The sequence below is a fragment of the Legionella sp. km535 genome, from assembly GCF_003990085.1.
Lineage (GTDB): Bacteria > Pseudomonadota > Gammaproteobacteria > Legionellales > Legionellaceae > Legionella > Legionella moravica.
Genome location: NZ_RZGU01000001.1, coordinates 186081 through 208247 on the forward strand (window position 1 = coordinate 186081; position 22167 = coordinate 208247).

The window sequence follows — 22167 nt, forward strand, 5'->3', positions numbered from 1 at the left end:
AATAAAGGGAACAGGACTTACGGAAAAGCCCAATCGCTTCATGAAACAAAAGAGTTTCAAAGCCAGTCATCAAGCCTGTGTGTATGCTTGTATTGTTGGGTTTTTTCGTAAGTTCTGGCGCTATGATAACGCATTTAGAGAGCACACGTATAATTTCTATATCTTTTGGATGAGTTTGTCGCATCAATTGAAGTCAATATGAACACTTATTGATGCGACTTTGGCTTTAGGAGTTATTAATCTGGCTTAAAGGACTCTTGTGTTGGGGAAGTAGATTGATCCGCTGTAGAATATTCTTTTGAAGAGTGTTCTACCAAGAGTACTCCTGGAAAATGAGCGACAGGAACATCAGACTGAGAAACAGGTGCTTTTCCACCTAAACCACGCAACGAGATGATGCTGCTGCTGCAACTTTGGATAGAGTTATCGGTATTGAGTTTTGGTCCCGCATTAGGGCTGGGTTGTCTGGCTATATCAATTATTAATCCAAATACTCCAGTTATTAGCGCTGTATGGGCGCCAAGTACCGCTCCAAGTATTGTGGCTCCAATGAGACCCAATCCGAAAGGAGCAAAAACACCGCTGGCTACTAAAGCAAAACCAACTATAAAGGCAAGGCTAAAGCCTAATCCAGCCATTGTAGCCATAATTTTTGCAGGGCTGGAATTTGATGGCAGAGGTGGTGTTTGCTGTGTTTTGGTGTTATCGGGTAGTACAGATTTTGGATGAGGATGGTTATTCGGAGCCTCATCGGATACAGGGGCTTGTATCACTACAGTTGAATTCTGCCCGTCAGTTATTTCCTGTTGTGGCGTAGATTGAGCGTGTTCATCGCTCCTTTGAATTGTTGATGTTCCCAGGTTGAAGATTCCAGCTACCCGTAAATCCACATCTGTGGTTTGCGTAGACGAGGCAGACGTAGAGGGTTCAGTAGTCAGTGAGTCCTGATGTTCCGTATTGGGTTCCACTATGGGGGCCTCGGGTCTTAAAATGTCTGCTTTGACATCATCCAGGTAGAGATTCCACTCGAATTGTCCTGGTTCTTTGTTAAATGCTTTAGTTTGTTCGTTGGTATAAGAATTCAATCTGGCTGCATTAAGCATTGCAAAGAAATCACTCCTCGAATCATCAAGAATATATAGAGATGATGGACGTTGACCTCGTAGATCGCGCACTTTAAGGTCTCTATCAACATCTTCAAATTTAAAGCCACTCTCCATATAGGTTAATTTATTGATTTCACTGTCAGAAAATCCCTGATACTTAAACAGCGCGTTTACGTACTCGGAGCGATTTCGAGTGACTATATTAATACTGACCTGGTCATTTGCTAATAATTCATGGAAAAATTGTACAGCTGACGGTGCCATAAGCATGTCCGCGTCAGGTTTATTGAAGTCGAATTGCTCGGTGTATTCACCAAATTTTGTTACGAACAGTTCCTGGATTGCCTCGACGGACTTCATCGGTGTTCTTTTGTAATCCTGAGTTTTACCTTCTTCATAACCTATTAATAGCGATTGGTAGAAGGGGGTAAATACAGCTTTATTTCCCGATCTACTGGTTACAGTGCCATCAAAATCTGTATAGATTACTACTTTGGTCATTATCGTTCGTTCCAAAAAGTTAAATAAATAGAGAATACAGTGTATTCATATTTACTTAAGGAATTATTAAGACAGATATAATTCGGTTCATTTTGTCTTTTAAATGAACCGAAGTTTGGGTGTATGAAACAGGCATATGAGTCATTTTTGGGGGACTCAATCTAGTTCAAACCAAGCTCCGCAACAAAGGCCAATCCCAGCTTTGAAAAATTAACCATATGCTCCAGATTAATGATGTCGAGTTTATCTTCAGAAGTGTGTATATAGGGATTATCATCATCCAGGGTGGTCGCTGAAGGATAGCAAGCGCTAAATCCTTCCCTTGTCCAATTGGCGTGGTCGCTGCACGCGTAACCGCATCGGGTATAAGCTACTGGAATTTTGACGTATTGAGTTAATAATTGAGCGATAAATCGGGTGAGATCCGAATCAACATAATCTTTAAGTAACCATATCGTTTGGTCTTTTGGATTTGCCCTGAATCCTGCTTGATCCAACTGCATCACCGCTTTAACAGGAATTTTTTTATTTAAAAAATGGTTCACAACATAACCAGAACCGACCAGACCACGTTCTTCTGCTGCGTAAGCAATGATATAAACAGGATGATTCAGTTGAATTTCCGATGCTAACAATGTTCTGGCTATCTCCAGGGCTACTGATATGCCGCTGGAATCATCATCTGCTCCCGGCATGTTTCCATCCAGGGTATCGATGTGAGCGCCAATGACAATTGCTGCGGTCGGTTTATCTTTACCAATTACGGTTATGGTTGAAGGTTGAGGGTATTTTGTTCCTGTTGCAATAAAATAGCTGTTAACGTCCGTCCGTCCATATTCTAGGGCCAGTGTATCGAATTGCTCTTTAAACCAATGAGCGGCAGCTACACCGGTATCGGATTTTGCCGAGCGGTTAAGGTAACTGGTCAAATGTTGATTGGTTTGCCAAATCTTGCCAGGCTCGATCAGCTTAAATAGTTGCTCGACCTGTTTTTCATGATGAATTGGATAGGATTTATTACTGAATAATTCTTTGTTGTGTGTAAAATGCTGTATTAACTGTTCAGGACTCAGTGTTGTATGAGGAGTATTGGAGTAATAGGCATCCAGGTTAAGAAATTTTCCGCAAGTTGGCCTGTTCTCATGCATCGTATTTAATATTTCATTATCCAGTTCGGTTTCAATCAAACTGAATTCAGTCGTTTGATGAATTACCCTGGCTTTTTCTTTGAGTTTGTTAACCATACAGTTTGTAACGATTAATCGATCTTTATTTATGGCTGCTTGAGTCAATCCTGAGGTGCTCAATGCCCCTAATAATAGTGCAGATAGAATACTGTAGCGAAATAACATAACCCAAACTCCATTTATTGAAATTCGGGCACTATATAACAAACAATAAAGTTTCAGCTATGATTTATTTAAAATTAACTCCGCATTTTAGAATGAATTACAAAAGGCTCGTCCCGGCCGTTATAAAGTTTATTTACTAAAAGTCGATACAGATGTTGATGATTAATGGATGATTCTTATGAAAATAATTACTGTCGGTGCTAACCAGTTACAATTGGTAATCAGTCAATGGATTCTTCACATATTGGGTTTAGTGATTCTCATTGGTAGTTTATTGGCAATTTCCTTTATGATGTTGGAATACACGATTGTTTGTAAAGAGAAGCAATTAAACAGTGCTAAATCATGCACCTTGGAACGCAGTATTTTTAATATTTATCACTCAATTACTGATTTGGGCCAGTTAAAAGGAGCTTTTGTTATGAGTGGCCGTTCAAGTAAAGGGGGAACGGTTTACTCGGTAAATCTCGTTACAGGTAATGGTGACGTGAATCTTACAGGTGGAAGCTCAAGTGGTCGAATCAATAAAGACCGTGCTGCTCAGGCTATAAATAATTACATTAACCAAAGTCTTGATACACATTTCAAGATTCCGTACCCAACACCTTGGTGGGCTTATATTTTAGCCGCATTTATCTCATTACTAGGGATTGTTTTACTTGCGGTAAGAGGGGTGAGCGTTGATTTTGACCGGATATTGAAAACAATCGTGATTAAACGAAAAGGATTTTTTTATGCAGAGGAGCAAAAATTGTCGTTTTCAGATGTTGAACAAGTAATCATTCAGGAAAGTAGGGGAAGCAAGGGAGGCATGACCTATCGATTGGCTTTAGCCTTAAACAATCAGCCCGCGTTACCGCTGGTAAGCACTTATGATTCTTCTTTGAGAAAAAAAGAGCGTATTGCCAAACAACTCAATGATTTTATGCAGATACATCAAGACCGAAAAACCATGCTATAACGTGACAAAACCTCGGTATTCTTCCCAAGGTAAATCTTCCCTGGCGTAGCGGTCTACCCTGGCAAGTCGAGGCCCATTTTGGAGCCAAATATGAAATTGCTCCAATTGTTCATAGGTACCACAAGCAAATACTTCTACCCTGCCATCATCCAGGTTTCGAGCCCAACCATTTATGTGCAGTTTATCTGCTTCAATTTTGGCTGAGGCACGAAACCAGACTCCTTGAACTTTACCAGCAATGTAACAACGCATACAGAGTTGATTTGTCATAACAGATCGTGTTTTTTTATCTTTTATGCCGATAATAGTAGCACAAAATAACCAATGGAATGAGTACTATAACATTTTGTTCCACCGGTTATCTTATCTATTAGCAGCGTACATTGATTGAAACGTAAGGTCCGCCTACTGAAAAATTACTTTGGGTGTGTTTGGCACTTGATGTAGAGAGTGAACCTGAATCAATGGCAATAACATTGGTATTGGTTTCGTAACTTGAAAGAGGATTAATGTACAAGGCACCCATGTAGCCCGCTTCAAACGTTAATTCAGTTTTTTGATTATAGAGGTATCGATAACTTAAACCCAGTTTTGCATCCAGAGCCGTAACCAGCTGATTAACTGTGGGATTTGCAAGCCCTTCCTGGTTTACATAGATCTGCGCTGCAATTAATTCCTTGGAAGTACCGGTAAATTGGTATTGAGCCGGCTGCATTCTGCCATAAAGGAGCGAGCCTGCGAATTGGCCAATCAGATGAATACCTCGATATAACTCGTAGTTGTTGTTAAGTCCTAATCTTGGCCCGATGCCTTTGTACGACGTGGTATTGTTAAATACAAAAATGGGTAATGGTAAACCACGAAAGGTAGATACCAATCGTTCTTTAATAAACACGGAACTGATTCCAGTAAACAGGCGGCTTTGCAGGTTAGAGCCAAAATTGATAAATTTTCCCAGATCAAGATTAACGGAATCGTAATTAAAATTCAGTTGGGTATCGGCTATTTTCAATAAGGAAACGCCAGTGATCTGACCTGTTGCGGTCGGGGGTGTTCCTGTTTGGGAGAAAGGAGAAACCCACTGTGATGTTGGATTCACAATGACTCCATCACGGTCTTGGGAATCGAGGTGCGACCAGTTCAGTTGGACATCGGTACCCGGGTTTGAGAACACGTAACGCGCTCCCAGATTAAAGCCCATTTGATATTCAGGATCTATCGTTTCCACCTGCCAGTTAGGCGAGGGTATGGGGAGCACGGTTGTAATGACTGCCCAGCCTAAATTATCTGCGTGTGGCTGAAGGTATGTAGCGCTTGCTGTAAATTCAAATCCTGGTTTTAAATCCGGAATATAAACCCTGATTGAGTTGTCCTCTTTGGCAGGACCAACATCACCGGCAAAGCTTAATGCGCAAAAAAGCTGCAAAATGAATATAATAATAAATCTAGTGTTCATGTGCTTATGTATCCCTTCATAAATATTTTAGTGTAAAAAATCCAAGTCCTGTCATTAAGTTAATGCGGCTTAAATTTCCATTGTTGATTGGTTTGGAATGAGCGTTGAGACTTTGATTTGGCCTGTCATTGCTCAGTAATGGCTGTAGTGTGAGCGGATGCCATTTTCCGCGGCAATCATATCATAGATAGTTCATAAAATAAGGATTATTTAATATCGTGCTTGGTACAGGACACAAAACCCGTCTTGCCCACCGGCGCGGTCAAGACAGGTTTTTGTCATGAAGAGAGCGTGGATATGTCTTAAGAATATTGATGGATAACACGTGTTAAAAATATTGGATTAGCTGAGTAACCTTTGATTTGGACTATACTTTCTCATATGGCTTTAATTATAAATCGAATCATCAGGAGTAAAACATGCATGATAAAAAAGTTCTGGAACGATTAATCGTATTGAGACAATTAGAAGAACAAAAAAAATTGGAAGAACAGCAATTGCAGGAATTAAATCAACTTATGGAAAAGAACAGCCAATTGGCGAAAATGTCCATGCTGGAATTGCAAGAAGCCTTGGCGAAAGAAAAAGAGTTACCGAAGGCAGATGTTTCAAGTAAAAATATTGATCCCATTGTTGAAGATTATAATAAGCAATTTAGTAAAGAAGATTGGTATAGAGAGCCCAAAGTTGAAAATGGCAGGGTAACGCTTGCATTTCCTACCAAGGAAGCTATGACTGATTTTTTCCACAAACAGGCTGAATTAAATAGACCTTTTGTTGTCGTGGATCATGCAACCAATAAAGTGATGGCTTTCTCAAAAGGTGATGGCACCTTATATCATGGTGATGGTCGGCCCTTTGTTAAAGGCGATGAATTGACTCCTAGTGGATTGGACATAGAGGAGTATAGAAAACAACAGAAGGGCCCCACGAATTTGTCACCAATGTCTGAAACGGTGCAAGATCCGGGCAAGGGAATAGATGACGCCAAACTTCCTTCTGTCCCAGAAAAGCATGCAGAACACGATGACAGCCAAACCCTGGATGATGAGAAACAGTCAGATATGCAACTTGGAACCTGATAGTGCTCAATAGGATGCGTTGAATTTGGGTTCATAGAGGTATAGTGCTTTGACTCTTGGGGTTTTAAACATGATAAAATCAGACATGTCGCCCAGGCATATAGGCCTTGTTGCTGATGATTTGAAAGGTAATGGATCCTTGGGGCGATATATTATTCTTACCGGATCAGATGGCCGAGCAAAACGCATCAGTGAACATTTTGAATCAGTTCAGATAAAACCTCATCCACGACAGCATAATTGTTATCTTGGTGTGATAAAACAAGATCACAGGAGCCTTGATGTCGCCGTTATTTCAACGGGTATGGGGGGCGGTAGCTCCGATATTATCGTTACAGAATTAATGCTGCTCGGAGGCAGTCGTTTTCTGCGCGTTGGTACTGCAGGAACTCTCTTGCCAAGTCAAGTTCGCTCAGGAGATTTGGTTATCGTTACGGGTGCTGTACGGGATGACAAGGCCAGCTGGGATTATATTTACAAAGAGTACCCCGCAATTGCTTCTTTGGAGTTTGTTCTGGCTTCTCAGGAAGCGAGCAAAGATATGTCTTCAGCAGCATTCAATATCCATACCGGAATAGTTCACTCGAAAAGCTCACTTTTTGCCAGGGAATTTGGTTTTTCATTGATGGATGACAACAGTTCCTACATGACGACTTTGAAAAGAGCGGGGGTATTGGCCAGCGAGATGGAGTGTGCGCAATTATTTATTCTTTCCAGTTTGCATACTGCGTTCAGAAACGCTTCTAACTCACTGTATCCACCTATTCTGAGTGGAGCAATTTTGGCTGTTATCGGTGATGATACTGCGTTTGACAAAGATGAGCAGTTGATCGAAAAAACAGAAGACCATGCAATAGAACTTGGATTAAAAAGTCTGTTCAAATTGAAGACATAGGCGCATGAATTTAGGAAGTACCTGTTGGCGATACCTCACTTGGGATTTTGCTGTCCTATGCCATTGTTTGATTCACATAACGGATACGAAGCCTGTTTAACAAGAAGCCATATATTGGAACAAATGCAACCAGGCTAATGATGATTTTAAACAGGGCATCTATAGCAGCAATCTCAGGCCAATGCTGATTTAAAAAAGGATTGGAACTTTGATAAAACGCAATAGCAAAAAATAAGAGAGTATCAATGAGATTCCCAACGGTAGTTGACAGTGCAGGGGCTAGCCACCAGGACGAATGAGTTCTATAGTGCTGAAAAATGAAGATATCAAGAAGCTGCCCGGCAACATAAGCGATAAAACAGGCGAATGCTATACGTAAAGGTATAGGGTGTAGAACAAAAAAAAGACTCAAGTCTTGAGTTTCTAAATAGCTTGCAACAGCATAAGAAATGATTAATCCAGGAAACATACTGCGAAAAATAATAGTTCGTGCAGCACTGGCGGAAGTGAGCCGGGTTGTCAGATCGGTTAGAATAAATATGGCGGGGTAAGTAAAAGCCCCCCAGGTTGTATGAAACCCAAAGAGTTCAATGGGATATTGTACTAATATGTTGCTGATTGTTATTAAAAAAATATGACAAACAGATAAAATTCCTACAGAAGAACTACTTAAAGGTGAATGATTCAATTCCAATGGTCTCTCGTTTAGAAGCCTCTTGCCCAACTGTTCCAAGGCTCATTGATATTTTAAAATAGTTAAATTGCCAATTCAATAATGGCATTTCATTGGTGGTGTGTGACTTTACCTGATTACATCGAAATACCCGAGAATAGTTTACCGCATTTTTGGTCTATATTTAATCATATAGGCTGTATGCGGTACTGAAAATGAGTTTAACAGAAGATTTTGTCCAGCAGAATCCCGAACTAATTAAAAAATTAACAAAAGTGGGTCTTGTGCAGGAGCATATTGAATATGGTCCATTGAATAAAAACCCATATACCTATGCTTTTGAGCACTTGATTTCAGCATTTCTTGATTACCAGCTTGGAAACAACAAAGAGCCTGTTACCTTTGAAATAAAAGATGAAATTTTGTATGCAAGGTATCAAAATGAGATCTTTGATATGAGTGAAATAATACGTTTCGCTAATATGAATCATGTGACCTTGAGAAAAGAGGACGCGGCACATTATGAAAAGTTCATTAATAGTGGATTAGCAATGGAACTTCCCCGATTGCCCGATTTGGATGGTATTCCTACTGATAATGATTATAAAGAGCGAGAAAAGGCATCATCAAAACCCAAGGCATTGGAACAATTAAATTGGTCAGAAAAGAGTGCTATCAATATTTATTCAGGTGGATTTTATGCTCTGTGTAACAGTTTATTAAGAGGTTCGACTGAAAAAGTATCTTCCCTTGACTCCCGGCAACTGGGCGAAACATTATGCCATATTGCTTTTGTGAGCAGTGGCCTCAATCAGATTTCGGAAACCCATCCAGTACATACCTTTAGGGTAGAAGACAAATTCAGTGAAGAGTACATTGAAGAACGAATTAAAGCCGTTGAACAAGGTGGTCTTGTTACTCAGGAGATGGGGTTTATCAGTACATCACATGAGAAAATCGAATCGGAATTTATGAGGGCAATGACAGAAGAAGGTATCAACTCGGGGGTCATTACCGGGATTGTTTATTCCAATGTTATTGGGAAATACATATCAAGTATTTCAAAAAAGCCTGAGGAGTTTGAATATCTGATACCTCCTACCCAAATGCAGTGGACAGGATATGATAAAAATCCAAACGGTGGTTGTATTTTTCATGCACAGCCAGTGAGCACTTTAACTGGATTAAGTGAGAAGCAATCGAGAGGGGTGGATGAGGAACATCCTTTAGTAAAAAGCTCCAATACTGGTTTCTATACAAAATTGATGAAGGATCAGTTGGATGCTGCAAAGAATTCAAAATCTGATTTAACTGCCGCAGATGAGGTATCGCTTTCTTCAAGTCCCCAGAAACGTTAGTGTGGAATTTTTTGATTTTAAAATAGCTAAGTTTTGCTCTATAGACGATATCAGGTACTCAATGAAGATCCTGAAAATGAAAAGCAGGTGTTGAGCACAGATTCAATGTCTTCTGCGGTGACATCTATTCCTGATAAAAGCAATGTGTTGTAGACATAGTTTTATTCAGGAATAGCAAAAATAAAGCTGAATCCGGTTTCAAACAAATAACCTCTCGCTTCAGTGGTGATTAGTCTAGAGTATTTAATCGATTATACTCTGTTTCTGGGGTTTGCTTGATATGAGCGTGATTGTAAATAGTGTAAGCTAGGCTCAAAAAGATTAATGTTACGGTGAGATATTTCATAAAATGATACGTTTGCAGCAAGGCATCTGCAAATAAGCATTCCATGCTATAGCCTGGAGCTCGACCTCTGTGTGCCTCCATGCATTCATTAAAAAAAGTTTGGTTAAATGGCATAGTGTTCATCCTTGTTTGTAATGTTAATAAAAGAGCACATTATCCTGATTTGCAGCAAAAGAAAAGTATTTAAATCCATAATTTCTCCATCTCATTCTAAAGTGGATTTTGGATAAAATATCGGGTCACTTCGAAATGCAGTTAGCCTGGTTGCTCGCAACTGAATCTTATACACATCTTTACAAACCAGTCCGGTTTAACTTCATGGATCCCGCGGTCTTCGCCGCGGGATTTCGAAATGCAGCATGCACTCACATATCATGCGAATTCCCGCGGCTGTGACCGCGGGATCCCGTGTTTTAGCACAGCCATCCTGGTTCTGCGATCAAATCCGCTAGTCGTGGGCAAGATATGATCAAGAGACAGGTGCTCGCAACCAGGATTTGATGCACCAACTATAAGTTTCGACTTAAACACTTGAGAAACCATGATCCTGTTTGCGAGCAAACAGGCACTCCTATTTTTTTGATCCCGCGGTCACAGCCACGGAAATTCGAAATGCAGCATGTACTCACATCTCAAGCGAATTCCCGCGGCTGTGACCGCGGGATCCCGTGTTTTAGCACAGCCATCCTGGTTCTGCGATCAAATTCGCTAGTCGTGGGCAAGATATGATCAAGAGACAGGTGCTCGCAACCAGGATTCGATGCACCAACTATAAGTTTCGACTTAAACACTTGAGAAACCATGATCCTGTTTGCGAGCAAACAGGCACTCCTATTTTTTTGATCCCGCGGTCACAGCCACGGTAATTCGAAATGCAGCATGTACTCACATCTCAAGCGAATTCCCGCGGCTGTGACCGCGGGATCCCGTGTTTTAGCACAGCCATCCTGGTTCTGCGATCAAATCCGCTAGTCGTGGGCAAGATATGATCAAGAGACAGGTGCTCGCAACCAGGATTTGATGCACCAACTATAAGTTTCGACTTAAACACTTGAGAAACCATGATCCTGTTTGCGAGCAAACAGGCACTCCTATTTTTTTGATCCCGCGGTCACAGCCACGGAAATTCGAAATGCAGCATGTACTCACATCTCAAGCGAATTCCCGCGGCTGTGACCGCGGGATCCCTTGTTTTTGTGGTTCCGCGATCAAAACCGTTGGGCATGGGCAAAGATGTGAGCAAAAGACAGTTGTTGCAACAGGTTATTGCATGGAAGCCATGATCCGCTCCGGCTTTTTGCTTGGTAAAATACCTAAGTAAGGAGTTGTTTCCCGTTTGTCAGTGGATTTCACCCAGACAACCAAATTACTTTCACATTGCTCTTTTTTTTGCCTCGACGTATACTTGAGCGCTTATTTATTACACAAGACTAGAGGATATTTATGGCTGGCAAATTATCAATAAGTTTTCTAACAGGTTCAGATCACGTAATTCAAAATCGTTTAAATAGCGATATTGTTATTCCACGTAAACGTCGTACAGTAGATCAGATGTTCTTTCAGCCTTATGAGTCTAAAGAAGAGTTTGTTTTTTGCGCACGCCATACCTTTTTACCAATAGCAATGATTGGATTGGCAATTTTAGATCCCGCTGTGCTCATAACCACGCCTGCGGTAATTGGCGCGATTATTATTGGTAGCGCTGTTCTTTCCGGAATCCATGAATTAGTTGGGGATGAGCATAACGCATCTTATTTTTTTAATGTCGCAAAACATATATTTAACGACTTGTGTCAGGCGGTTCTTGATTTAGTTGTATTGCCCCTATCGTTGCTTGTAATGACAACTCGAGGAGCCTCTACTGGATTACATGCTGCAGTAGCTTCTACTGAACGTGATGAGACACCCGCTCCTGGTCTCTAAATACGTTCAGCACGTGTCCTGAATGAAGCATTTAAGACACGTGCGATATCTGCTGAATTCATTAAGATAACTGATTTCAGCAAGCGGTCCTTTCCGCACGGGCTTGTAATCGCCTTAAATATATAAAGTGAAATCGTCTTCAGCTATTGACTGATGCATTTCTTTAAAGCACTCAGTTGCATCTTGAGCTGAATTAATGTGAAATTCTTTTTGAGGTAAGAAAAAACCCGCATTGAAATTTCTATTCATTTTATTTAATGACACTTGCAGTTGGTCCTTTGCATCCCAAAAATGTTCCACTTTTTTGGAAAACTTATGAACGTGTTTTTCTATAGTCTCTATGCGATGGATTTCCTCTTCCAAAGAAGAATGACGCAGCCGCGTCATGATCATTTTTTTTGCTAATTTTTTCAATTCCACAAGCATAAAGTGCTGTAAATTCTTTTGTTGATCAGAGACACTATCATAGTGATCTTCTACCGTTTCAGGCCTAAATACATCATCCATGGCTTGCTGAATCAGGTTGGGAGATATTCTTTTTGTAAATAGTTCATGAGCAACCAACGCTTTTTGTTCGCGAATAGCCTTCTGATAATTTCTTGTGGTAAGAATTTCAGCAATAATAACACCTAAAGAAAAATAATCATGTTCTTTGTGGTATGGTTTTTGATGTTCCAGACTATCTATTTCCGGATCGGTGTAACCATCAGTCCCACAAAGCTCTTTTATCTCGGAATCAACAGGAACGGCGTCGCCAAAATCAATGATACGCACTTTAATAGTATCATTTGCATAATATACTTTAATGTTTTCTGGTTTTAAATCTCGATGCAATAATCCATATTGTTCCTGAAGTTTTAATACTTCTTTCATTAAATTGATGATAATTTTCAATTGCAGTTCAAAATCAATGATTTTTTTATGAGGACAGTAGTTGGCATAGATATCATGCTTGGACACCGTGTCATCCGTAACATAAAGAACTTGCAACAAGGTATCCCCGGGTATTTGTTTCATGATCAAGGCTTGCTCGTCACTATTGAGTTGGTAACGCGCATAAAACCACCCTCTTTTTTTAAGATTCTCGATTTCTATGTCACGTACTGCTTTAGTGACGCTTTTATTAAGTATTTTTACAGCCAGGTACTGTTTGTTTATTAAATCATATCCCCTGATTACTCGATTAGCCCCTTCTCCTTCAATTTTTTGCTTATCGACAAGAATGACCGTTTTGGTTTGACTTAATGTATTCGTTTTCATTATTCGGTGAGGGGTAACTACCAGGTGGATATGTGGTCTGTCTTCATCAGTCAATACAGCAATATCGGTGTCTTTCATTTTTAAATAGGGTTTCAATTTATTGAGGTACTGATGCAGGGTTTCCTTATTTACTGGTAGCAAATCAGTGAATGTCTGATCTCTTGGTGATTCTTTTTTTCCACTATGCGGACTGGTAAATGATCTTCTTTTTCTGGGAGATTCACTGCTTTCGCTCCCAGCAAGAAACCATCGTGGACTGCTTGAGTTTCTGCGTGGTGAAGGCGTTGAGGAGTGAGCGGTATCATGAAGAGAATCGGACGATTTTGAGCCTGCCTGGGTTATTATATCTCTGGGTGAGCTTTTATCTTTTGGAGAGCTTTTGCTTTTTGCCAAGTCGCCTTCTTTAGAGGCTTTACACCTTGCTTTTCTTTCTTCCAAATTTAGTGAAATCTTTCTATTTTGACTACGAGAACGAGATTTTGAAGGCGTGTCAATGTGAACTAAATCACTGGTAACTACTGGATTGGAATGGGTTTCCTTTACTGGTCTTGCCGGTGCTTCACTGCCGGTAGTTGTAGTGGTTGTTTGATTCGATTGATTGACGTGTATCTTATCAACTTCAGGGTTGATTTTATTGTCCAAAGAAAGTTGTATGTTGAGATAAGTATCCAGATTTAATTTTATTATTTCCAAAATCAAGGCTGACTTTAATTCTGGAGAAAGAAGCGTATTTTCCGACACGTTGTGCAGCATTTCATTTAAAATGGACTCTTTGATTAATGCTTCGTTTTGTTGCATTTTCTTTTGTTCAAGTGCTTCTTTAATAGCTGTTGTAGATTGCATAAAATTGTTCCAAATCTAAATTATTTCATATGTATTTATAACTCACTATCTGTAGATGACAGGGGATACTTGTTCAGGGCCATTTCCCTAAAAAATACAGTTGTCTCAATTGAGCTCGCGGATTATACGTTAACCTATATTTAATATCTAACTTCTTTTTGAAACAGAATACATTATGGAAAATGAAAGAGCGGCTGTTAGACTGGATGACTGCAGTTCTATTAGTGAAACTGTCCTTGATTCGTAGACAGATGGGTCAAATCTTGTCTTTTGCTATTATCATATCGTGACAAATTTTTGATTTGTATGATTTCTAGCCCATGGTACAGACAAAAGGCAAGATCTGATCCCTTTACTTATTGTGCCGGCAAAAATTCAAAAGGTTTCGCCGGTTTTAACAGTTTTGATACTTCTCCCGCATAAAAAGTACCTCCATCAACTAAAAGACTTAGCACTGGAGCGTCGGGAGCAAAATTAACTTTTTTCAGATTCACCCAAAAAATGTTGGGATAGGTTGATGAGTCAAAATAATAAACACGATTTTTTTGATCAGAGATGGTGCGCCAAATAGTTGATGCAAGGTTAGGTTTTGCCGCATCTGAGATGCCCAAAGGAACAGAAACAGAGCGTATCACCCCCAATACTCCAGCAATAGCCTGATAGGTATAAGCCTGTTCTGGTACGTTTTGAATGTAATTTTTATCCACTTGTTTGGGAATAGACTGAATCAAATATGAGGCTCTGGCAAATCTATCCGCAGCCCTGATGGTTCCCGGTAAAAATACAGAACCGTTAATGTTCTGCCAGTATTCGTTGATTGCCAATTGTTTGCTGTAAATGGGTGAATTAGTCATCACCTGATATTGACGGCCATGATGAATCACCAACTCGCCATTAATGTATTCAAAAATAGCGGAGTCGCCATTTGAATCGGATAATGATAAGTGGACTGTGCTTGCTGTTCCATCGGGTAAATGGGGCGCGATAATCTGAAAGGGCTTTTTAGACATGGCCTCTACAGCTTCATTAACTGTTGCAAAATTATCCAGAACATATTGCCCCCATATACTCACCGATAAAGGAGGATGCCCTTCTTTGGCACTGCCATAATCTGACTCTGCCAAATAAAGCATGTTGGTGACCAAGCCACGCTCATTCATTCCATCGGCCGTTGCAAAGTTATATATAGAGATAACCACTGATCCGTATTTTGATGTCCATTGTGGTGATTCGGGGCCTGCCAATCCATTACGTTTCATCCCTCTTGGAAATACCCAGATACTGGACTGCATGTTTTCCTTCCAATCCATAGAGCGACCAGTAATAACCAGATTATCAGAACCTAAATACACTGCACGTGTGCACGCGTTGCTGGCTGGCATCTGACTCAATAAAAGCCCTGAGCATAAAAAGGTGGTTATTCTTTTCAGGAATTTTTTTTTCATTTCATTATTCAATCCATGAACTCATTTTCATCGTTTATTATTAGTTATCTGGCAAGGCTTAGCAAGCCATCAAAAACTCCTGAAAGATGATCTTTTATCAAATCATCCTCCGCCTTTGGTGGTGGTGTAAAAAACCATCTGAGTTGCTCGCGCCTGGCATTACTCAGAGCATGTCGTTGACTAGCGCCTCTGACTCGGGAGGGCGCGTTAGCAAGCAACAGCATCACAACTACTTTAGGAGTCGCGTGTTCGATAGCTAATTGCACCAAATTAACTTCAGGTTCTCTGGTCAGCCTATCCTGTGCTGAGGGTACAAATTCTCTTTCCCAGGTATCCTGATCGCTATCATCAGAACAGGCCTGAACTTCGCAATTATCAACATCCTTGGTGCTCACACAACCCACTTCCTCTTTTATATTGAATCGCTTACTGCTGAGCATCATTCGAAAGATGTCCTGTTGATTAGAAATAATGGCTAAAGCAAGTGGTGAGATTTTTTCGTAAAATGTTCTTCCCTGGAACGAGTGGCTGATTGACTGATCACAACGACTAATTTGCAATGCCTTACAGCTTAATAAGAGCCCTAATGCTACTCGATCTTCATTCACCACCGCTAAATGAAGCAAGGATGCGCCTAAAAGCCTGTCAGTATTGACCCGATGGAAAGGATCATTAAAGCAATTTATAAAATATGGTGTACGCAACATATATCTTAAAGCAAAGTAGCGTTTGTGCTTCAAAGCATTAAGTGCAAACGCCATGGGCAAGGTGAGCGCCGGATTTTTTTTGTCATCTACGCCAGCTAAACCATGTTCAGACAGTAATGATTCATCTATTTTACCAAGCAATTGGGAGTAATCTCTTGGGTTGGTCAAGCGAACGATTTTATCCCCAACTCCACGCGCCAACGTTCTACGAAATTTTACCATCTGATTGATTGGTGATTTAACTTCTTCAGTATTAGTACTTGTATTACAACGAGGTGAATCAATAGGCGGAGTCAGCGAAAAGGTTTTTCCTATGCCTTTATAAATCAAAACATACCCATCTTCTTCGGCTTTCTTACGGGCTATTTCAATCAATCGTACTTCGTGAAACCCACACAACCACTCACCTAAAATCTGTTTAAAAGCCACCATTTCTTTTGTATGTGGCGCAGCATGCTCCAACATCTCCTGTAACGTATTATAAAACACCTCGTCTATACCGTATTTGGCAAGATAAATCTGTTTGTAGGGTCCAACAAAAGAAGGATATTTTGCAATGTGTTTGTAGATGACTCTTTGTCCAGGCAAAAAGGAAGGAAAACAGGACTCCTTTTCAGGGACAATGTTGAGTTCACTACTCAGTCTGATTTCAGCATCCCATGTCAATGTTGGAATATGTAAAGGGCCATCTACATCAAAATCGGTGAGCGGATGCAAGGAGACATAAACCGCTCCTGAATATGGGCGCTCTGCCCGGCCTGTTTTATTCCACCGAGGTCTGAGCCGCTCATCTTTATGACCCTTATAGGGTTTGATGCCATAGGCATATTTATCGGCATGATACGGAGTGCCGCCAGTAGAAAGAAAAGGGTTAGCATCATTAATGAGCATCTTACTGAGCATGGGATCTTGCGATATGTATCGATGAAATGCATCATAGGCTTGAGTATAGAGATTTTGTAAAAAATAAGCGTAGGTTGAGTAGCTGTAGCCCTTCCAGGCAAGGGGACGAGGTTCACGAAAAGTCAATAATAATTCACGAAGTGTATTAGCTATCAAGGTTACTTTTCTTCTGGTTTTTGGATCTTTAAGACGCTGCCGTCCATCCGCATAATCTTTAAAAATATCAATTCCAGCAGCTTTATAGACAGAGGCACTGTATTGCGGCTGTCCTAACTCATCCGCTTTACGATGGCCTTCACGTGCTGGTTTATTCCATCTTGATGTTAAATAGGTCACGCCTCGATATTGCGCAATTTTGAATTGGGTTACTACTCTTTTTTGGGCTTCTTCAATAGAATATCCAAGCCCAATATATGCGTTAAGTCTCTCCAGATCTCGCGCTACAGCATCCATATCCTCTGACTTAGGATGATGAATTTGCATACGATCCTGCAGTTTAAATACGCTGGAGGCGTCATTAATTTTCTTAAAATCGCCACGTTGATAGTCTTTGTTTTTTTTTCTATAAAAAAGATTATTTCGCTGAGCATGGGACTGAGAAGTTTTGGCTTCAGAGAGAATAGCCTCACGGTCTTCTTCTGGTTGGGCAAGAAACGCTTGTTCTTCTTCCGAATCCGAATCATCTGACAACCAGGAACCAAAAAAATCATGTTGAGTTGTTTCTTGATGGAGGAGGTACGATTCATATGCTTTTTCATCTTTCTCCTCAAACGAAGAGTCCAGGGAATTGATGTAATATCTTAGGTTAATGCAATACTGATCATCCCAACCATGACGTTTGCTTTTGTACAACAATGTAGTAATGAGCTTATTGATGATAAGCTCTGTTGTATCATAGGAATTAATTTGAGCTAAATGTTCAACTTTTGCATGCTGAATGACCAACATACGAATAATGTTTTCATTCTTTCCCTGTGCTGCTGTTATTGGCGTTTGCTCGTTATTATTGGCTTTTAACAGGTCAGGGTTTTGAGACAGCAAATAACGAACAATCAACGGGCGTTGCCGTACAACAGCGAGCATCAGCGGTGTATTGCCGTTAATATCAGTGCTATCAATATCAGCTCCATTATCAATCCATTGTTTGATGTCATCCAAAGAACCTAAGCGAACCGCCTCATGAAATGTTTTCATCATTAAACCAACCACGGGAAAAAAAATGGCGCACTATATCACAGATTGTGTATATTTGATCTAATTTTTGCTGTTATTTTGTACTTTAGCAAAATTTTGCGAGCACTTTTTTTATTAATACACAGGGGGAATTATGGATCTGTTGATTATTTTAAAAATAACCAACACTCAGTGAGTAATTCTGTTTCAGCAACCTCATGATCAAAATTATAATAACAAAAAATGCAAGGCAAATCCCCCAGTTCTTCACCTGATGTTGGCAGCCAATTACGGTATAATTCATACACCGTGTCACTCAGGTTATTACGTGAACCTTGATGAATGGCTACTGCGTATCGGCCTGCGGGTAATCGTTTTTCAATTATCTCACCTTCCAGTTTCAATTGCTCTGGTACCGTAATACCAAGATCAAAACGAAATTCATTTGGTGGGGTCGTTTGAGGATCATCATACCCAAATCCAAAGGCTTCTCCCGCTTTAGGTTTCAGGCTAATAGTTTGAGCTTTAGCCCAGCTAATTAATCGATTAACGCTATCTCCCATTGTTCGAGGATCTCCTCGGTGTTCTAATACAGCTAAACGTCGTGCATTTATATTTTTAATCGTTACATTCATGGTCATATTACCTTGTTTAGGCAAACAATACGGCGGTTGTTCCCAGGCTTGCCAGCTTGATTGTGCTCTAAATTCACTTGGGTTTAGATTGCACGCTTTTTTAAAGGCTCGTGTAAATGATTCATGAGATTCAAACCCCGAATTGATTGCGATTTCAATAATGGAAGTATCTTTATTAACAATTAATTGATGAGCTGCTCTTTTTAGGCGAAGCCAACGAATATATTGTTGCAAAGATAAGCCAGTAAAAGCCGTAAATAAGCGATGAAAATGATATTTTGAAAAGCATGCAATATCACTCAGTTGATTTAAAGTGAGTTTGTCGTCAAGATGCTCACCGATAAAATCGATTACTTTATTTAACTGACGTTCATAATTCATACTGTTCTCACTCAACTATCGTTATATTTACAGGGTTCAGGTTACTTCGATCTTAAACTGATTGTTTGACCAATATTGCTAAAAATAACTTAAGAGATAGTGTAAACCAGGATTTTGTCTATTGAAGCTATCGATTCCAATATATACATGTTCTGTTCGCCTCAGCAAGGCGCAAAGGAAGAATTACATGGTCAAATACAGACGAGATCAAACTCGAGGCGATACTTATTTTTTACACTAACGTTAAAAAATAGAAAATCAGATTTAATAGTAAAATACATCCGATTATTAGGATGGTCTATTCGCCGTGCGAAAAAGAATAATCCGTTTAGTATCAAATCAATAGTAGTATTACCTGATCACTTGCATATGATTATGGAACTTCCGCACGGCTGTCCCATTAAAAATATGACGTCTTTCCGAGCGTAGCGAGGAATCTCCTGCAAGGTTGCACGATCCCATTAAAATGCTGCCATAAAAATCATATCAAGAGTTGAGTCTACCCAGCCAGCCTTTTTCTGCAGGCGCCTAATGCTCATATCCTTAAATTTCTTTAATGTTTTGCCATCAATGGCTATCAAATTACCCAATGCTTGTTGGAATGATTGAATCCAGGAAATAAAGCACTTCTTAAATTCATCCGGATTTAAAATCGAAAATACATGAGCATATGTATTTTTAGAGAGTTTAAATAGTAATGATAATTAATGCATTAATTCAGATTGTGCCAATTTGCAGGAGATTCCTCGCTACGCCCGGAAAGATGTCACATTTTTAATGGGACAGCCGTGGGAACTTCCGGAGGGTGACTTGGTTTATTCGACTCGAGTGCGTCAATTAAAAACATATTACTCTCAAGAGATCCAATTATTGGGTATTCCATTATTAAAAAATGCCCGAGATGAGTATAATTTGTGGCAGAGACGATTTTGGGAACATCGGGTACGTGATGAGTCAGATTTGTCTACTCATATAGATTATATTCATTTTAATCCAGTTAAGCACGGTCTAGTACAAAAGGTTATCGACAGGCCTTATTCAAGTTTTCAGAATTATGCCAGACAAGAAATGTTACCGAACAATTGGGGCGGCAAGTCATTGCAAGGTGAGTTTGGCGAATGAAGCCCTGTTTGCAAGCAAACAGGCTATTTACTGATATACAATTTCATTTCAAGGAATACTATCCAATTGAATTTTTACCAGTTTCAGGATTTCATCCAACATTTGATGTATTTTTTCACTATTTCCTGAAGATTGTTTATAGATTACATTAACTATAAAAGAAGATAGGGCATTAGAAACCATTTTTTGATTGCGAAAATGGGGCTGTAATTTTTCCATACTTTGAACTAAGGATGAAAATAAATTTGACCCAATAAGATTCATAGCCTGAGAGTATTCCTCAACAGTTGGTGCTAATTCAGTATTTATGTTCATATTTTTCCTACAATATTAATTTGTGGCACAAGTATAAAGAAATTCACTAAAGAGTGGAATACAGCTTGCGGTGAGCAGCGAAGCAAATAGGCTAACTGGGATATTCATAACCAGTTAATGGTCTAGGTCAGGCTAATCCCTGATCAATTAATTGTATTGCACCTTCAATATAAAATATATCTGCATCATCTTCACCATTAAATATCCTAGCTTGCAAACTGTCTGGTTGAGAAACGTCAACAAAATTATTAGTATGAATTTCAATAACTCCATTAGAAGAGAATCCGCCTATATGTGGGACCAATGGATTAGATCGAATAATCCTTCCATTATATATTTCAGTTCTACTCATAAAAATATTCCTAATCTATAGCCCCTTAATCAGTAACTTGCATAAAATTAAAAGCAAAAAAGCAAGATCTGACCCCAATGCTTGCTTCTGCATACAAATAATTTAACTCATTGAAAATAAATTCGGATTAGATCATTTTTGATAATTTGAGTAAAGTTTTTTCATATTTTTCAACAGGCCGCCCCGTTTTATTTACTTGAAAAGGGATTTTCATTGATAATGTGCGTCAATTGTACTAACATGTAATTAATAGAGATTATTTTGAGAAATATCATGACAAATGTAAGAAAGGTGGACAATACAAAAACACCTACGGCTAAAGATCCAAGAAAGGTGAGAAGACCACAATCAAGGACTGTGCGTGCTAAAACTTCCCGATTGGGTTTTCGTGCATCTGAATCGCAAGCCAAAGTAATCCGAATGGCCTCTGATATAAGTCATAAGTCATTGACTGAATTTATAACGGATAGTGCGTATCAAGCTGCTGAAAAAATTATTTTAGATCAGAGATTATTTATGGTTTCTGGCGATATCTTTAATCAATTTTCCGAAATTCTAGACCGCCCAGAGCAAGATAATGAAGGGCTAAAGGATTTATTTTCTTCATCATCTCCTTGGGATTTAAATGACGTTAAAAAAACCTGAACCTTTAAATAAAGATCATAATTTAACTGATTTTAATAGTAATTACCCAGAATTAGATGAATGGTTAAAAAAATATGCTTTTCAAGCAAAAATGTCTGGTTCTGCCACTACTTTCATAGTTGCTGATGATAATTTTGTGGTTGGTTATTACAGTCTTACAGTAGGGCAGGTAGAAGCTGATGAGGCATCTGATCGCATAAAAAAGGGAATGGGCAAATATCCTATTCCTGTTGTCATATTAGCAAGATTAGCTGTTCTTGATACATATCAAGGAAAGGGTATTGGGAAGGCAATGCTTAAAGATGCAATATCAAAAACCTTGCAAATTGCAGAACAAAGCGGCGTAAGAGCTTTATTAGTTCATGCTATAGATGAGAAAGCCGAAACTTTTTATAAACGATTTGGATTTGAACCTTCTCCAATAAGAGAGAATCAATTATTACTCCTTTTAAAAGACGCTAAAAAAGTGATATCTGAACAGCTGTGAGCTAAATCCACTTCAAGTCATTAGTCTGATTAATTCTAAAAGTAGACTTTAAATAGAAATTAACCTCAAAATAGACAAATATTTGAAAAACAGGTTTATTTAACCTCTTTAACAGCAACGTTCGTACCCCCCCCAAAAAAAGATAGAGCAAAGATAGAGGTTCAGATCTTGCCTTTTGTTTTAAAATAGCAAAAAGATAGAGGGTCAGATCTTGCCTTTTGTTTTAAAATAGAGAAAAGCAAAAAG

General features: G+C 39.4%; 20 protein-coding genes. 8 read left to right on the forward strand and 12 right to left on the reverse strand.

Going from position 1 to position 22167, the window contains the following annotated elements; all coding sequences use genetic code 11:
* Window positions 1–236 precede the first annotated feature (236 nt).
* Both ELY21_RS00820 and ELY21_RS00825 read right to left on the reverse strand, forming a co-directional pair.
* Complete coding sequence (locus tag ELY21_RS00820) at window positions 237–1607, reverse strand: sulfite exporter TauE/SafE family protein (protein ID WP_127105975.1); 1371 nt, start codon at window positions 1605–1607, stop codon at window positions 237–239.
* 161 nt (window positions 1608–1768) lie between these two features.
* Complete coding sequence (locus ELY21_RS00825; RefSeq protein ID WP_127105977.1) at window positions 1769–2959, reverse strand: M20/M25/M40 family metallo-hydrolase; 1191 nt, start codon at window positions 2957–2959, stop codon at window positions 1769–1771.
* A gap of 178 nt (window positions 2960–3137) precedes the next feature.
* On the opposite strand from ELY21_RS00825, the gene ELY21_RS00830 reads away from it, so the two are divergent.
* Window positions 3138–3920, forward strand: a complete 783-nt coding sequence (locus ELY21_RS00830; protein ID WP_127105979.1) for a hypothetical protein — start codon at window positions 3138–3140, stop codon at window positions 3918–3920.
* Here ELY21_RS00830 and ELY21_RS00835 read toward each other — a convergent pair.
* Together ELY21_RS00835 and ELY21_RS00840 are read right to left on the reverse strand one after the other, a co-directional pair.
* Entirely contained in the window at window positions 3915–4190 is a 276-nt protein-coding gene (locus ELY21_RS00835; RefSeq protein ID WP_127105981.1) for an acylphosphatase, read from the reverse strand. The two genes, ELY21_RS00830 and ELY21_RS00835, sit on opposite strands and share 6 nt — an antisense overlap.
* A gap of 100 nt (window positions 4191–4290) precedes the next feature.
* Window positions 4291–5376, reverse strand: a complete 1086-nt coding sequence (locus tag ELY21_RS00840; RefSeq protein ID WP_127105983.1) for an Lpg1974 family pore-forming outer membrane protein — start codon at window positions 5374–5376, stop codon at window positions 4291–4293.
* 419 nt (window positions 5377–5795) lie between these two features.
* Here ELY21_RS00840 and ELY21_RS00845 point away from each other — a divergent pair, with 419 nt between their 5' ends.
* Window positions 5796–6458, forward strand: a complete 663-nt coding sequence (locus ELY21_RS00845) for a hypothetical protein (protein WP_127105985.1) — start codon at window positions 5796–5798, stop codon at window positions 6456–6458.
* Between the two features lie 70 nt (window positions 6459–6528).
* A complete protein-coding gene (locus ELY21_RS00850) occupies window positions 6529–7353 on the forward strand; it encodes a nucleoside phosphorylase (RefSeq protein WP_127105987.1) in 825 nt (274 codons plus the stop codon).
* A 55-nt stretch (window positions 7354–7408) separates the two neighbouring features.
* Here ELY21_RS00850 and ELY21_RS00855 read toward each other — a convergent pair whose 3' ends face one another.
* Window positions 7409–8041: a 7-cyano-7-deazaguanine/7-aminomethyl-7-deazaguanine transporter gene (locus tag ELY21_RS00855; protein ID WP_127105989.1), complete on the reverse strand. Its 633-nt coding sequence runs from the start codon at window positions 8039–8041 to the stop codon at window positions 7409–7411.
* A gap of 200 nt (window positions 8042–8241) precedes the next feature.
* Here ELY21_RS00855 and ELY21_RS00860 point away from each other — a divergent pair, with 200 nt between their 5' ends.
* Window positions 8242–9384, forward strand: a complete 1143-nt coding sequence (locus tag ELY21_RS00860) for an ADP-ribosyltransferase (protein ID WP_127105991.1) — start codon at window positions 8242–8244, stop codon at window positions 9382–9384.
* Between the two features lie 229 nt (window positions 9385–9613).
* Here the strand turns inward: ELY21_RS00860 and ELY21_RS00865 are convergent, their stop codons facing one another.
* On the reverse strand, window positions 9614–9844 hold the full coding sequence (locus ELY21_RS00865; protein WP_127105993.1) for a hypothetical protein: 231 nt from the start codon (window positions 9842–9844) through the stop codon (window positions 9614–9616).
* 1329 nt (window positions 9845–11173) lie between these two features.
* On the opposite strand from ELY21_RS00865, the gene ELY21_RS00870 reads away from it, so the two are divergent.
* The gene (locus ELY21_RS00870) at window positions 11174–11653 is read left to right on the forward strand and encodes a hypothetical protein (protein WP_127105995.1); all 480 of its coding nucleotides are present in this window, start codon (window positions 11174–11176) and stop codon (window positions 11651–11653) included.
* A gap of 114 nt (window positions 11654–11767) precedes the next feature.
* Here ELY21_RS00870 and ELY21_RS00875 read toward each other — a convergent pair whose 3' ends face one another.
* The 4 genes from ELY21_RS00875 to ELY21_RS00890 all read right to left on the reverse strand — a co-directional run bounded on the left by ELY21_RS00875 (window position 11768) and on the right by ELY21_RS00890 (window position 19000).
* On the reverse strand, window positions 11768–13756 hold the full coding sequence (locus tag ELY21_RS00875; RefSeq protein WP_127105997.1) for a protein kinase family protein: 1989 nt from the start codon (window positions 13754–13756) through the stop codon (window positions 11768–11770).
* A gap of 356 nt (window positions 13757–14112) precedes the next feature.
* Window positions 14113–15201, reverse strand: a complete 1089-nt coding sequence (locus tag ELY21_RS00880) for a linear amide C-N hydrolase (protein WP_127105999.1) — start codon at window positions 15199–15201, stop codon at window positions 14113–14115.
* A 44-nt stretch (window positions 15202–15245) separates the two neighbouring features.
* A complete protein-coding gene (locus ELY21_RS00885; protein ID WP_127106001.1) occupies window positions 15246–18008 on the reverse strand; it encodes an ankyrin repeat domain-containing protein in 2763 nt (920 codons plus the stop codon).
* 143 nt (window positions 18009–18151) lie between these two features.
* Window positions 18152–19000, reverse strand: coding sequence for a GyrI-like domain-containing protein (locus ELY21_RS00890; RefSeq protein WP_127106003.1), 849 nt, complete (start codon window positions 18998–19000; stop codon window positions 18152–18154).
* A gap of 777 nt (window positions 19001–19777) precedes the next feature.
* On the opposite strand from ELY21_RS00890, the gene ELY21_RS00895 reads away from it, so the two are divergent.
* Entirely contained in the window at window positions 19778–20122 is a 345-nt protein-coding gene (locus ELY21_RS00895; protein ID WP_127106005.1) for a transposase, read from the forward strand.
* A gap of 48 nt (window positions 20123–20170) precedes the next feature.
* On the opposite strand, the gene ELY21_RS00900 is transcribed toward ELY21_RS00895, so the two are convergent.
* Both ELY21_RS00900 and ELY21_RS00905 read right to left on the reverse strand, forming a co-directional pair.
* Window positions 20171–20437: a hypothetical protein gene (locus ELY21_RS00900; protein ID WP_127106007.1), complete on the reverse strand. Its 267-nt coding sequence runs from the start codon at window positions 20435–20437 to the stop codon at window positions 20171–20173.
* Between the two features lie 127 nt (window positions 20438–20564).
* On the reverse strand, window positions 20565–20789 hold the full coding sequence (locus ELY21_RS00905; protein WP_127106009.1) for a hypothetical protein: 225 nt from the start codon (window positions 20787–20789) through the stop codon (window positions 20565–20567).
* 273 nt (window positions 20790–21062) lie between these two features.
* Here ELY21_RS00905 and ELY21_RS00910 point away from each other — a divergent pair, with 273 nt between their 5' ends.
* Together ELY21_RS00910 and ELY21_RS00915 are read left to right on the forward strand one after the other, a co-directional pair.
* Entirely contained in the window at window positions 21063–21434 is a 372-nt protein-coding gene (locus tag ELY21_RS00910) for a DUF1778 domain-containing protein (RefSeq protein ID WP_199741605.1), read from the forward strand.
* Window positions 21415–21921 (forward strand): GNAT family N-acetyltransferase, encoded by a 507-nt coding sequence (locus ELY21_RS00915; RefSeq protein WP_127106011.1) that lies wholly within the window; start codon window positions 21415–21417, stop codon window positions 21919–21921. The genes ELY21_RS00910 and ELY21_RS00915 overlap by 20 nt, the downstream gene beginning before the upstream one ends.
* Window positions 21922–22167 lie beyond the last annotated feature (246 nt).